Raw genomic sequence first — 13,958 nt, forward strand, 5'->3', positions numbered from 1 at the left:
TACGACAGTGGTGCGAAGACTTCAGTCTTTCCACCACTGCACAGGTTCCGCAGTATCCGTATCATAGGCCGTCACTGACGCCCCCATATCCACAGCGGCTTCTACCACACGGCCAGTCGAACGCGGCACTGCATTCTCAGGCAATGGATGCTTACGTGGCCGCCCAACAGGACGCGGCGAACGACGTGACGCTTCAGCGGCTTCTTCACGCGCACGATGTAAATCAGACTTCAAAGCCTGAATATGATCCTGCGCATCACGCAGCGCCTTCGTTAAATCAGCGATTTGCAGCTTTGTATGCGCTTCACGTGTTTCAAACGTCCGTAACTGCCCTTTAAGGTCACCTACATGGCGCTCAACTTCTTCACAACGGCGCTGCTCACGCTTTACAGATTGGCGTAAACGCTCAATCTCTTCGTGCTCTTCCGGACCACCTGCCGCACGTACAGCCTGCATCCGGCCACTCATTGGGCGGCCAGTTGATTGATGCTCTACAACAACCTGTCCGTCCCGCACAAAACGACGACGGCGTTCAGGTGTTTGCTGAACAGGTCTAGATGGTTTATTTGAACTTTTACCAGAACCAGCCCCTAAACGGGCCAAGGCTTCTCGCAGTTTATCTTCGCTTACCTGCTGATCGTCCTGCATTATACACTTTTTTCTATCAAAATAAGGTGTCTAATCATGACTTCATCAATACTATAGCCGAATAAATTCGGCTCCTCGAAATACACTTCCCTGCAAAAGCTTCGCTTTGCTTCAGAGAACGTTCCGGCGGAATTTTCAGAAGTCACGGCGCTGGCCACCTGATCAAACCAGCACTCTTGCAAAACGTCATTTAGCAAAAAAAAATATGAATGTCACCACTAGAGTCTACAACTCAATCATAAACTTTCCGCTATCAAACTAAAACAAGAACAGACAAAAAGTCATGACCATTGCCGTGGCTGCCATAAAATATCGCACGCCCCATTATCATTCGCTTTACGGGCATACTGGAAAAAGTAATCAGACAAGCGGTTCAAAAAACGCACCCCAACATCCAGGTTCCCTTCCAAGGCCACAACCCGTCTTTCCGCACGCCGCGCAACGGTTCGAACAATATGTGCCTGAGCCGCCACTCGCCCGCCACCTGGCAAAATAAAGCTCGTTAAAGCCGGCAAATCTTTGCCTAGTTCTGCAATTTCTTTCTCTAACCACAACACAGATTCTGCCGACAATACGGGATCACGCTGCTTGTCACTATTAGGCGGCATACAAATATCAGCCCCTAAATCAAAAAGCCCACCCTGAATACTACGCAGCGTACCCGCCCCCGCCGTATCGCCACACTCAACACGACATAAATACTCCAGCATACCAATCTGAGCATTCAATTCATCAACGGCACCCATCGCTTCAACGCGAGCATCAGCCTTCGAAACCCGCTGACCATCACCCAAAGAAGTCTGCCCACGATCACCACCACGCGTTACAACCCGATCAATCCGAATGACCATGCTACACCTCGCATATACGTCTCTATAGATACCACAAAACAGAAGCGGGCCTGACGGGTAACCCGGCCAAGCCCACCACTACCACTCTGCTAAGTGCCCGGGAGAACCCTGACGCTACGCTTTATTGATGGCTACCAACATGCAAACGGTGATGACGAATCGTACGCTCACCCATCAAATCGCGCGCTTGGTTCGTATGGTTTTGAAGTAACGCCGTGCTATCGGAAGCCAACGTCTTCACATTCCCATTACCCGATCCCGCAGCGACCGTTTTCAACGCAGATGCCAGCGTTGGCGTCGTTGCACTCACAACTTCTCGCAAGAATACACGATCATACGCCGTGCCATATAAACGCCCAACAGCCGCAATATGCGCCTGATCCGCCGCACTTAACCCCGCGCTCGTCTTCAAATTGGCGCTCGTCGCAATCTGCGCAATCGCCTTACGGTTCGTCGCATGATCCGATGCAACTGTGGCAGCAAAAGCTTTCACAACATCACTATTACTATGTGTTACCGCAAGAGCGGCAAGCGCACCCTGCTGCTGGTCCAACGTGTCCAATTGCTGAAGCAGAGCCACATCCTGCGTGCTCAAAGGGCTGACAGCAGGACTAGAAGACGGCAGCGGAGGTGGCGGCGGCGCATCCACCCCACAAGCTGACAAACCCATCATCAGTGCCACTGATGCCAATGCGGTCAAACCTGTTACAGCCTTCATGAAATCACTCCCTAACACTCTATAAAGACGTCATCATATAACACGCCCTGACCGCAGCTCACGCACGTGATTATTCTCAGAACAGCCAGAAGCATGCTAAGCAAAACGTATGAAGAGATACCCTGTTCCCCCGCATGCAGGATTTAACCCGCGTCCGTTCCTCATCATAGGAAGCCTGTTTGGGGCATGCGGCGTCATTCTTGGGGCAATCTCCGCACACCTACCCCTTAAAGATTATGCCGTACCAACCGGCCCAACAGCCCTGCATAATGCCGCTGATATGCTGATGTGGCACGCCCTAGCCCTTTGCGGCTTGGCCATAGGGCACCACCTGCTCACCCCCAGATTTGGCCGTTTAGCAGGCTATTCTTTCACCGGAGGGACGCTGCTCTTTGTCGTACCCGTCATACTGTTTGCGCTGAAAGATCTGCATGTCGGCTCACTCTCAATCGCGCGTATTGCGCCCTATGGTGGCACACTCCTGATCCTCGGATGGCTGATAACAGCCCTCGCCGCCGCCACACACAAACGGCGCATCTAATCACCCGCGCTTTTTGCGGAAGTGTAATCCCCATAAAACCAACGTTTGAATGACCAACGCCAACACGAAGCAAAAGACGACTATCCCAACAAAAATAAACTGCTCACGCCCCAATCCGGTCTCAATATGGAACAAAGCCGTCAAACGCTGCCACGCCATGCTTCCCGCCACATGTTGCATAACCTGCGTTGCTGGCCCCCAAAAGCGAATCACCAGAATAAAAGCAAACGTCATCCCCGTTAGGCTTAACGTCCTCAAAAGTGTTGTCGCCATACTCACTTCTGGCGCCGCCCCCTGCCCATGCGTCGGATCCACCGAAGAGCGACCTTTTTTTTGTTTCGCAAGTGATTGCTTCACCAAGATACCTTTTCATTCAAAACAGATTTGCGCTTTCCTCTAGCGTTCTGCCATGATCATCCCCATCATCAAAGAAAACTCCTTTTCAATAAGGCGTTCTCTTTCATCGAAGGTCATGCAATGCGCAAAATACTCATCGCTGCCGCCGCTATCGGCACCATCCTCACCGCGCCATTCGCCGCTGCTGAGACAAAAGCTGCACCGCAGGTCAGTGAAACATCTGCTGCGCCAATTGCAGCCCCCTACCCTGATTCTTCTTTAGCATCCGTTCAGGTCAAAGAAGCTTTTGCAACGGCCAAAAAAACAGGCCGTAAAGTCCTCTTAGACTTTGGCGCCAACTGGTGCCCAGATTGCCGCATGCTCGCCGGTGTCTTTGCCCTTCCTGACGCGCAAGGCTGGCTTGAAAGCCAGTTCGTGATCGTGCCGGTCAACGTAGATCGCTTTACCCACAACATGGATATCGCCCTTAAATACGGCGTAAAGGTCAAAGCTATCCCAACCGTAATTGTCCTCACCCCAGCAGGTAAACCACTCAACGGCGATGCTTCACTCGCGCTCGGCAATGCACGCACTATGTCTCCACAAGCAACATTGGACCTGATTTCCTCGTGGAATCAGCGCGGTTAATCAAAGATACCTCTCTGCTTCATACGCTGAAGCAGAGAGGCCATACGATGTTCAGCCTTTTGTATAAGTCACGTGCATTGTGTGATGATACTGACGGACAGCCACACCATGAACAATAGCCGGCCCATACCGTAGCGTTTTCAAAAAACCCAACATATTTTGGGCCGTTTTTGGGTCTGTGGGTGACAAAATCGTACAATTTTCAAGATGGCCAGCCACGCTAATATCGCACATTACATCAAGCGCATGTTCAGACACATGACTGAATGACGGAGTATGCGCGCTGCAGCATGACGTAGCCAAAACAAACACGACAATAGCATGTGCATAATTGTACTTCATAAACTCCCAAACACACATAAAAGAGTTTAATCAGCCACACACACCACGCCCCCTAAGAAAGCAATACTTTCTCCGCTTCGCGTACGACATCGGTCAACGCCCCCTCTGCAAAGGGAGATACCAACCCAGCATCAGAAACCAAAGCGGCAAAAGGCTTAGAACCACCCTCAGCACAAAGCTGACGATAAACCGCCAAAGTACCCTCTTGATCCTGCCGTGACCCTAACCAAAGCTGCAACGCACAACACTGCGCCAAAGCGTAATCGATGTAATAAAACGGCAAGCGATAGATATGCAGCTGTGCCTGCCAACGGCCACCTGCTGCCGGATACGCTAAATCACCCCAATCGCGCCACGGCATATACTCTTTTTCCAGACGCGCCCATGAGGCATGGCGCTCTGCCGCAGACATTGTCGGATTTGCATAAACCTCATGCTGGAAGTGATCAACGCATGCGCCATATGGAAAAAACGACAGCGCATCAATCAAATGCATGGCGCGGTAACGATCTGCCGCCCCGTCTTCGACCAAGCCACCAATTTCCGGCCATGTCAGAAACTCCAACCCCATCGAGTGAATTTCCGCCGCTTCCATCGTCGGCCATGCCTGATCGACCCATGGCAAATCACGGCTTTTCCAATTTTGATACGCATGCCCCATCTCATGGGTAAACACGCCAATATCATTATGCGTCCCATTAAAATTGGCAAAAATATACGGCACACCTTCCGTTGGGAACGACGTACAAAAACCACCCCCCGCTTTCCCATCACGGTTCTTTAAGTCCAAATACCCCTGATCACGCATCATAGCGTAAAACGCAGCCATATCACCGGATGCATCAAGCGCACGGAACATCTCTTCCGCCCGTGCAACCAACACATCATGCTCCCCCGCAGGCCCCGGATTACCCTTCGGGTCAATCAACGCCTCATCCCACGCTTGCACACGGTCCCACCCCATCTGCAAACGACGGCGCTCCAAAATTGCCTGCACCAAAGGCGTCACATGTACCCGGATTTTTTCACGAAACGCCGCAACCTGCTCCGGCCCATAATCCGTCCGGCGCATGCGGCGGTAACCAAGCTCAATAAAGTTCTTGAACCCTAATGTCGTCGCCATCCGGTCCCGCAGCGTGACCAACCTGCCATATATGTCATCAAGCTTAGCGCCATTCTCCGCGAAGAACCCCCAACGCGCACGCTCAGCTTCATGCCGCGTTTCACGATCCAAAGACTGTGCATAAGGCACCAAGCCCGATAAATTATATGTCTCTCCACGGAAGACGATCTTCGCACCGGCTAATAAGGCTGTGTATTCGCCCGTCAACCGCGCTTCTTCTTCCAAATCTGCGCTAATTTCTGGCGCAAAAACCGTCGCATCCGCTTCCCATAGCGCAATGACATGCGGCGTCAGCACAGCCTCCAGAGCAGCACGATCCACCTCGTTCAAAAAACGATTCTTCAACCGCGTTTCATAATCTGCCGCGACCGGACCAAGCTTATCCGCATAATCACGCTCTGCCTGAGCGTGTTCATCTTGCGTATGCCGCGAAAACTGCAAATGCACATAAGACGCCCAGGCTTCATAGACACGTCGCCCCTGATCAAAGTGAGACAACGCATCCTCTAGGCGCCCCGCATCCAGTGATGCAGAAACGGCATCATACTGCGCTTGCAACGATGCCTCGTCAGGACGGAGGAATGAAAGAGCCGAGAAAGAAGATATATCCGTTTTCATGACAGAAACCCTGCCACCGCAGACGCCAAACGTCACGCCCTCTCCACATGTAAAAGCGTATATTCTTACCCAACAACAAACAGGCCTTAAGAGCAGATACCTTTTTCCTAAGAAACGCTCCTCAATCCATCGACATCATCACCTTGATGAATAGCCATTGAACCTTCAGCAACTCATTAAACAAAGGGGCGGCCATGTCATAACATTGGTAGCCATGCGCCTTTCGTACGTCGATCAGGCTAGCCGCAACCCTTATTAACCCGCCAATCCAATGAGCTTTATTCAAGTCAGTCGTGCAGAAGTCCGTGGAAAAGCCAGCCCTTCCATCCCTCCGCAAAAAAACACCTACGTCACTCCACCACTTCCATGGAGTACTAGAGTGTCTTGCACGGCCCACACTCTTTCGGGACATGCGGTGACGAAGATAACTTTGCTCGGCACCCAACGATCATCAGCGACGGATCATCGTCGCTCTTAGGAAAACACAGCCCAGCATATCTACTCGTCCGTCAGCCAAGTACAGATCACTCACATTTAGTCTCCTCATGGAAACTGAAAGCGACATATCCCATTCGCATTAATACGCCCTGAACCTAACGAATAGCGCGAACAAAAGCCTCAATCCGTCGGCATGCCTCAGCTAAATCATCATCCGACGCAGCAAAGGACAAACGTAAATGCGGCCCCAACCCAAAAGCTGCCCCCGGCACCGTGGCCACATGGGCTTCTTCTAACAACGCTTCCGCAAAAGCCACATCATCGGACAAAACCCGCCCCTGCCCGCTCGTCCCACCAAGCAGAGCCGCAATACCCGGATAGGCATAAAACGCCCCCTGCGGCATCGCACAACTTAAGCCGGGAATTGCTCTCAACGCAGCCACAACTGTATTGCGTCGCTGCTCATAGGTCTCACGCATGAGAGCAATACCATCGCCGCCATCATTCAACGCAGCAACAGCGCCAGCCTGCGCCAGCGTGCACACACCAGACGTTGCATTGCCCTGCACCGCAATCATCGCCGCAATTAACGGAGCTGGACCACACGCAAAACCAACGCGCCACCCCGTCATCGCGTAGGCTTTCGCCACCCCATTCACGATCAGAACACGATCAGCCAAATCCGGCGCGACCGACAAGAGCGAGACATGCTGACGCCCATCAAAGGTCAGATGCTCATAAATCTCGTCACACATCACCATGACATGAGGCGCAGCCCGCAGCACTTCGGCCAGCGCCTCAAGATCTGCACGCTCTAAAATGGCACCGCTTGGGTTATTCGGAAAATTCAGAACTAACCAACGTGTTTTCGATGTAATGGCCGCACGAATTTCCTCCGGATCAGGACGAAACCCATCTTCCTCCCGGCAAGGCACTTCAACACTCCGCCCACCAAACATTTGTGCAATAAGCGGATAACTCACCCAATACGGCGCAGGAACAACAACCTCATCCCCTGCATCAATGGTCGCCATGAACGCGTTGAAAATGACCTGCTTGCCGCCATTGGCCACCATGATCTGATTCGCCGCAGCCGTGACCCCATTATCCCGCAACAACTTCGCCTGAATGGCTTCGATCAGCGCCTTCTGACCGGGGATCGGTGGATACCCCGTATCACCTGCTAACCCCGCCGCATAAGCCGCCTCAACAGCAACCGCAGGGGATGCAAAATCAGGTTGCCCCAAGGCGAGTGAAATAACATTGGCTCCCGCCGCACGCAGTTCACGGGCTTTTGCCGCCATGGCAATGGTCGCTGGCTTAGGCAAAGTCGCGATACGTGCAGCAGGACGAAACATCTTAGCAGGCTCCAGATCAAACAAGACTACGGCAAAAACTTTGAATACGCGTGCACGCTTCACGCAGAAGCTCCGTGCTCGTCGCATAGGACACACGGAAATAACCCGGCGTCAAAAATGCACTACCATGCACAGCCGCCACGCCTGTCTCATCCAGCAGCGCGGTCACAAAAGCCTCGTCCGTGTCCAGCACAACACCCTTAGGCGTCGTCTTACCCAAAACCCCGGCGACAGACGGGAACGCATAAAATGCCCCCTCCGGCATCTGGCAGGACAAACCGGGAGCATCATTCAGCATGCCCACCACCACATCACGCCGCTCTTTATAAACCGACACCATTTCTGCAATGAAGTCCTGTGGCCCTGTCACCGCTGCCAAAGCTGCAGCCTGCGCGATGGAACATGTGTTGCTCGTGCTCTGCCCCTGCAACTTCACCAATTGCTTCGTAAACGCCGCCGGTGCCGCCGAAACCCCAATACGCCAGCCCGTCATGGCATAGGCTTTGGACACGCCATTCATCGTGACTGTACGCTCACGCAAACGCGGCTCAACCTGCACAACCGTCTGCGCAGTATCACTGCCGTAAATCAACTTCGCATACATGTCATCGGTCAACACCCACACATGCGGATGCTCCAACAACACATCGGTCAACGCACGCAAATGCTCTTCACGATACACCGCCCCGGTCGGATTGCTGGGTGAATTCAGCATTAGCCACTTCGTCTTCGGCGTAATCGCCGCACGAAGCTGCTCTGCCGTCATGCGAAAACCATTCTCCGGCGCAGTTTGCACCAAAATAGGCTCACCATCCGCAAGCTTCACAATATCCGGATAAGACACCCATGCTGGCGCAGGAATGATGACCTCATCTCCCGCATTCAGCGTGGCTGCCATCACGTTATAAATCACCTGCTTACCGCCGGTCGAAACACAGATTTCGTCCGCTGTATAATCCAGCCCGAAATCACGGTTCAACCACTCCGCGACGGCCTTCCGTAAAGGCGCTGTGCCAGCAACATCCGTATATTTTGTCTCGCCGGCCTGAATGGCGCGGATCGCCGCCTCTTTTACAAAGTCAGGCGTATCAAAATCCGGCTCGCCTGCGGAAAGGCTAATAATATCCTTCCCTGCAGCACGTAGCTCACGCGCTTTTTGCGTAATGGCAACCGTTTGACTCGGGGTAACACGCTGTAAGCGCTCGGCGATGATGGACATACTCTCAGTTCCAGCCACAAACCATAAAGATAAAAAAATCCCCCATGAACCGCCACAGGGCTCATGGGGGACAGTAATGCGTTAAGCCAGCTTGTCCATTTCACGAAGGACCGCTTCGCCCATCATCTCCGTGCCAACGCGCGCCATGCCCTCCGACATGATGTCTGCCGTACGCAGGCCACTCGCCAGCACATTAGAAACGGCCTTTTCAATCAATTCAGCATCCTCACTACGACCCAGCGAGTAACGCAGCAGCATAGCAAAGGAAAGAATCTGCGCCAGCGGGTTCGCAATACCACGGCCCGCAATATCCGGTGCACTTCCATGGATCGGCTCATACAGCGCATTGCGCTTTCCATCGTCACGCACAATACCAAGCGTGGCCGATGGCAACATGCCCAAAGACCCCGTCAACATTGACGCAAGATCGGACAAAATATCACCAAACAAATTGCCCGTTACGATCACATCAAACTGCTTCGGGTCACGGACCAACTGCATCGCGCAATTATCGGCCAGCATATGAGACAGTTCAACATCCGCATATTCACGCGCATGCAAATCCGTCACGACTTCCTTCCACAGAAGGCCGCTTTCCATGACATTGCACTTCTCAACCGAGCATACCCGGTTGTCACGCTTGCGCGCCAAATCAAAAGCCACACGCGCCACACGCTCGATCTCAGCCGTCGTGTAAACTTCCGTGTTAATCCCACGGCGAGAGCCGTCTTCAAGCGTTTCAATACCGCGTGGCTCACCAAAATAGATGCCACCAACCGTCTCACGCACGATCATGAGATCAAGGCCACGCACCACTTCTGGCTTCAAGGCCGAGGCACTTAACAGCGCATCAAAAAGCTGCGCTGGACGCAAATTAGCGAACAGTTCCAGCTCTTTACGCAGTTTCAAAATCGCCACTTCCGGGCGCTTATCAAAGCCAACATGACCCCACGCCGGATCACCAACCGAACCGAACAGCACAGCGTCTGACTGCTTCGCCAGCGCAATCACTTCATCGCGGATCGGCACGCCATGTACCGCCAAAGACGCCGCACCGACCAATTCTTCCGTAATCTCCAGCTTCAAGCCGCGATGACGCTCCAGCCAGTGCACAATACGCGCCACTTCGCGCATAACTTCCGGGCCAATACCATCACCCGCCAGAACCAGCAGTTTTGACGCTTCACTCATTGACCTGCTCCCATATCCACAGACGGCACCCAGCTGCGTTTCTCACTGCTTTCAAAGCGCGTAATCTTCTGATCATGTGCCAAGGTCTGGCCAATATCGTCCAGCCCCTCGATCAATAAATGCTTCCGGAACGGGTCAACCTCAAACGGGATCTTCTCCCCATCAGGGCGAATAACCACCTGCTCAGCCAAGTTAACGGTCAAACGCGCATTCGCACCCTGCCGCGCATCATCCATTAGCAGATCACAAATCTCACGCGGGAAACGGATCGGTAAAATGCCGTTCTTGAAGCAATTATTGAAGAAAATATCCGCAAAGCTCGGCGCGATCACGCAGCGAAACCCAAAGTCCAACAAAGCCCAAGGCGCATGCTCACGAGATGAACCACAACCAAGGTTATCATAGGTGATCAAAATTTCAGCCTGACGATACGGCTCCTGGTTGAGAACAAAATCAGGCTTCTCATTCCCATCCGCATCATAACGCTGCGCGGCAAAAGCACTACGCCCAAGCCCCGTACGTTGAATCGTCTTCAAGAAGCGCGCCGGGATAATCTGATCCGTGTCGATGTTTTCATTCGGCATCGGAGCCGCAATGGCCGTCAGTTCCGTAAACTTGTCCATTACACTGCCTCCCGCACGGCATCCGAGCCGGACATCAAACCCATTAACGTGCGCACATCACACAACTCACCCGTCACCGCTGCGGCGGCCGCCATAGCGGGAGAGCACAGATGCGTCCGCCCATCCGGACCTTGCCGACCTTCAAAATTACGATTGGACGTTGAGGCACAACGCTGCTGCGGCGTCAGACGATCAGGGTTCATCCCCAAGCACATAGAGCAGCCCGCCTCGCGCCACTCAAAACCCGCATCACGGAAAATACGATCCAAGCCCTCAGCTTCCGCCGCCTGCTTGACCAAACCCGAACCCGGCACAATCATAGCACGCACATTTTCAGCCACATGGCGATCTTTCACCACAGCAGCTGCTGCGCGCAGATCCTCAAGACGGCTATTCGTGCAGGACCCAATAAACACAACATCAACCTTCGTACCGGCAATCTTCTGCCCGGCCGTCAGCCCCATATAATCCAGAGCGCGCTGCACCTGCGCCGCTTGCGCGGGATCTTTATAATCTGAAGGCATCGGCACCACACCATCAATCGGCAGAACATCCTGCGGGCTGGTGCCCCATGTCACAGACGGTACAATATCTTCCGCACGCAGCACGACTTCACGATCAAACTCCGCGCCGTCATCACTCGCTAGGCTGCGCCAGTACGCACATGCCTGCTCGAAATCGTCCCCTTTAGGCGCAAAACGGCGCCCCTTTACATAAGCAAACGTCGTCTCATCCGGCGCGACCAAACCGGCCTTAGCCCCTGCTTCGATGGACATATTGCACAGCGTCATACGCCCAGCCATATCCAGCCCACGAATGGCCGAGCCGGCAAATTCAATCACATGCCCCGTGCCGCCAGCTGTACCAATATGACCAATAATGGCCAGCATAATATCCTTGGCGGTCACGCCCGGACCAACTGCGCCCTCCACACGGACGCGCATATTCTTCGCTGGCTTTTGCAGCAATGTCTGCGTTGCCAGAACATGCTCAACTTCAGAGGTACCAATACCAAACGCCAAGGAGCCCAAGGCACCATGCGTAGACGTATGGCTGTCACCACACACAATCGTCATACCCGGCAGAGAAATCCCCTGCTCTGGCCCGACCACATGAACAATGCCTTGAGAGGCAGAGAGCAATGGAAAATAAGGAACGCCAAATTCAGCGACATTCTTCTCCAGCGTTTCGATCTGCAAGCGGCTATCCGCTTCTTCAATCGGCTGGGAACGGTCAGATGTCGGGACATTATGATCCACAACAGCCACCGTGGCATCTGGCCGGCGTACACGACGCCCTGCCAAACGCAAACCCTCAAACGCTTGAGGACTCGTCACTTCATGGACGAGATGCCGATCAATATATAGGATGCACGTTCCGTCCTCGAGCCGCTCAACGACATGATCATCCCAGATCTTGTCAAATAACGTTCGCGGCGCAAAACCTGCACACATAGCTCTCTATCTCCGGCGCTTTGGGCCCCATGATGGGGCTGCCACAAAGACAATGCCCGCCGTATGACGGGCGGGCATCTTCATTTTCTTGCGCAGAGAGAGCATCTATTGCAAGAAAAGGCAAGCCTAAAAGGCTTAATCTTAGTTTTTGTTACCTAAGATTAGGAAGCTGTCTTCACAACGTCACGTGGGCGTTCTGCAATACGCGCAGACTTACCTGAGCGACCACGCAGGTAGTACAGCTTCGCACGACGTACCTTACCACGACGCACAACGTCGATGCTTGCGATAGAAGGCGCATACAGCGGGAACACACGCTCCACACCTTCACCGTTCGAAATCTTACGAACCGTGAAGTTGCTGCTCAGACCCTTGTTTGAACGCGCAATAACAACGCCTTCAAAGTTCTGTACACGCTCACGCGTGCCTTCAACAACGCGGACGCCAACGCGAACCGTGTCACCTGCGATGAATTCTGGGACCGCACGAGCGTTAGAAAGACGCTCGATTTCGCGTGCCTCATACTGCTGAATAGTGTTCATGACCAAACTCCTGAAAACAAAAACTCAATGAACCGGCTGCCGTATCTGATACGCGTCCCAGAGGTCCGGTCTGCGCTCACGTGTGACGGCAAGAGATTGTTCATGCCGCCATTGAGCAATGGCAGCATGGTGGCCAGAGAGCAGAACTGGCGGAACATCCCGCCCATCCCAATTCGCTGGCTTCGTATACTGAGGGTACTCCAACAAGCCATCAGCAAAACTCTCGTCTTGCCCACTTGCCTCACACCCCATAACGCCCGGCAAAAGGCGCACACAGGCATCTAAGAGAGTAAGAGCTGGGATTTCACCGCCAGATAACACAACATCGCCCATACAAAACTGTTCGATATTGTGTTTTTCCAGCACCCGCTCATCTATCCCTTCGAAGCGGCCACACAGCACAACCACACCCTTGCCCGCAGCAAAACGTGTAACGTCCTGATGAGCCAACCTTCTCCCACGAGGGGTCGGATAAATAATCGGGCGACCTTCACGCTCCGGCAACGCGTCAAGCGCTGCATCTAGAACATCCGGTCGCATGACCATACCAGCCCCGCCACCAAACGGGGTATCATCCACCGCACGATGGCGCCCACGCCCATGACTGCGCAAATCATGCGCCGTGCAAGACCACTGCCCACGCTCTAAAGCTCGCCCTGCAAGGGAAAAGCCGAGCGGCCCCGGAAACATATCCGGGAACAAGGTCAGGATATCCGCACGCCACGTCATGAGCGTATCTGGACCTCACCCTCAAGCGTGCCTTCAACTTCGATTTCATGCGGAGGCACAACGAGCAAACGCTGCGCTGCGAAATCGACTTCAGGCACACATGCCCGTGTGAACGGCACGATCAGGGTTTTTCCTGTCTGAGCGGGTACAATTTCAAGACTGACACCAGCCCCGTAATCATGAACCACCGTCACGACACCAAACGACTCACCCTCACCCGAAAACGCTTCCAAGCCGATCAAATCAGCATGGTAAAATTCGTCTTCCTCAGCTTCAGGCAAATCCTCTCGTGCAACATATAAACGGCGGTTCACCAACCGCTCAGCAGCGCTCCGATCCGGCAAAGCATTCCCTTGCCCATCTTCTAACGCCGCCACCCCAGGCGAAACCCAGCGTACATTCCAGACCACCCCTTGCTCATCATGCAAAGGATTCAACGCCTCTACTGATTCCGGTTCATCCGTCGCAGCGTGCAGGCGCACAAGGCCCCGCACACCATGCGGCCGACCAACGGTCGCAACCAGAACATCAGTATCAGATTTGAAACGGGCCACGGATCAGCTCACCGGTTCGATAAAT

At 53.5% G+C, this 13,958-nt stretch carries 16 protein-coding genes; 2 read left to right on the plus strand and 14 right to left on the minus strand.

Annotated features, from left to right (window positions below):
- Positions 1-21: 21 nt before the first annotated feature.
- The 3 genes from KB213_RS03535 to KB213_RS03545 form a co-directional block, all read right to left on the minus strand.
- Positions 22-648, minus strand: coding sequence for a hypothetical protein (locus KB213_RS03535; RefSeq protein WP_211680689.1), 627 nt, complete (start codon positions 646-648; stop codon positions 22-24).
- A 281-nt stretch (positions 649-929) separates the two neighbouring features.
- Entirely contained in the window at positions 930-1,499 is a 570-nt protein-coding gene (locus KB213_RS03540) for a cob(I)yrinic acid a,c-diamide adenosyltransferase (protein ID WP_211680690.1), read from the minus strand.
- 121 nt (positions 1,500-1,620) lie between these two features.
- Positions 1,621-2,217, minus strand: a complete 597-nt coding sequence (locus KB213_RS03545) for a DUF4142 domain-containing protein (protein WP_211680691.1) — start codon at positions 2,215-2,217, stop codon at positions 1,621-1,623.
- 109 nt (positions 2,218-2,326) lie between these two features.
- Here KB213_RS03545 and KB213_RS03550 point away from each other — a divergent pair, with 109 nt between their 5' ends.
- Positions 2,327-2,758: a DUF423 domain-containing protein gene (locus KB213_RS03550; RefSeq protein WP_211680692.1), complete on the plus strand. Its 432-nt coding sequence runs from the start codon at positions 2,327-2,329 to the stop codon at positions 2,756-2,758.
- Here the strand turns inward: KB213_RS03550 and KB213_RS03555 are convergent, their stop codons facing one another.
- Entirely contained in the window at positions 2,759-3,115 is a 357-nt protein-coding gene (locus tag KB213_RS03555; protein ID WP_346266659.1) for a hypothetical protein, read from the minus strand.
- Positions 3,116-3,235: 120 nt separating this feature from the next.
- Between KB213_RS03555 and KB213_RS03560 the strand changes: the two genes are divergently transcribed.
- On the plus strand, positions 3,236-3,742 hold the full coding sequence (locus KB213_RS03560) for a thioredoxin family protein (RefSeq protein ID WP_211680693.1): 507 nt from the start codon (positions 3,236-3,238) through the stop codon (positions 3,740-3,742).
- A gap of 51 nt (positions 3,743-3,793) precedes the next feature.
- On the opposite strand, the gene KB213_RS03565 is transcribed toward KB213_RS03560, so the two are convergent.
- The 10 genes from KB213_RS03565 to rimM form a co-directional block, all read right to left on the minus strand.
- Complete coding sequence (locus tag KB213_RS03565) at positions 3,794-4,084, minus strand: hypothetical protein (protein WP_211680694.1); 291 nt, start codon at positions 4,082-4,084, stop codon at positions 3,794-3,796.
- 52 nt (positions 4,085-4,136) lie between these two features.
- Positions 4,137-5,825 (minus strand): M3 family oligoendopeptidase, encoded by a 1,689-nt coding sequence (locus tag KB213_RS03570; RefSeq protein ID WP_211680695.1) that lies wholly within the window; start codon positions 5,823-5,825, stop codon positions 4,137-4,139.
- A gap of 593 nt (positions 5,826-6,418) precedes the next feature.
- Positions 6,419-7,621 (minus strand): pyridoxal phosphate-dependent aminotransferase, encoded by a 1,203-nt coding sequence (locus tag KB213_RS03575; protein ID WP_211680920.1) that lies wholly within the window; start codon positions 7,619-7,621, stop codon positions 6,419-6,421.
- A gap of 16 nt (positions 7,622-7,637) precedes the next feature.
- Positions 7,638-8,840: a pyridoxal phosphate-dependent aminotransferase gene (locus KB213_RS03580; protein ID WP_211680696.1), complete on the minus strand. Its 1,203-nt coding sequence runs from the start codon at positions 8,838-8,840 to the stop codon at positions 7,638-7,640.
- A gap of 81 nt (positions 8,841-8,921) precedes the next feature.
- Complete coding sequence (gene leuB / locus KB213_RS03585) at positions 8,922-10,031, minus strand: 3-isopropylmalate dehydrogenase (protein ID WP_211680697.1); 1,110 nt, start codon at positions 10,029-10,031, stop codon at positions 8,922-8,924.
- Positions 10,028-10,654 (minus strand): 3-isopropylmalate dehydratase small subunit, encoded by a 627-nt coding sequence (leuD, locus tag KB213_RS03590; RefSeq protein WP_211680698.1) that lies wholly within the window; start codon positions 10,652-10,654, stop codon positions 10,028-10,030. Before leuD ends, leuB begins: the two co-directional genes overlap by 4 nt.
- Entirely contained in the window at positions 10,654-12,108 is a 1,455-nt protein-coding gene (leuC, locus tag KB213_RS03595) for a 3-isopropylmalate dehydratase large subunit (RefSeq protein WP_211680699.1), read from the minus strand. Before leuC ends, leuD begins: the two co-directional genes overlap by 1 nt.
- A 161-nt stretch (positions 12,109-12,269) precedes the next feature.
- Positions 12,270-12,650, minus strand: a complete 381-nt coding sequence (gene rplS, locus KB213_RS03600) for a 50S ribosomal protein L19 (protein WP_068168750.1) — start codon at positions 12,648-12,650, stop codon at positions 12,270-12,272.
- 24 nt (positions 12,651-12,674) lie between these two features.
- Entirely contained in the window at positions 12,675-13,379 is a 705-nt protein-coding gene (trmD, locus tag KB213_RS03605) for a tRNA (guanosine(37)-N1)-methyltransferase TrmD (RefSeq protein WP_068168747.1), read from the minus strand.
- Positions 13,376-13,933 carry a ribosome maturation factor RimM gene (gene rimM / locus KB213_RS03610; RefSeq protein WP_068168744.1) on the minus strand — a complete coding sequence of 186 codons (558 nt, stop codon included), beginning with the start codon at positions 13,931-13,933 and terminating at the stop codon, positions 13,376-13,378. The genes trmD and rimM overlap by 4 nt, the downstream gene beginning before the upstream one ends.
- Positions 13,934-13,958: the final 25 nt, after the last annotated feature.

Source organism: Neokomagataea anthophila, assembly GCF_018122595.1.
Taxonomy (GTDB): Bacteria; Pseudomonadota; Alphaproteobacteria; order Acetobacterales; family Acetobacteraceae; genus Gluconobacter; species Gluconobacter anthophilus.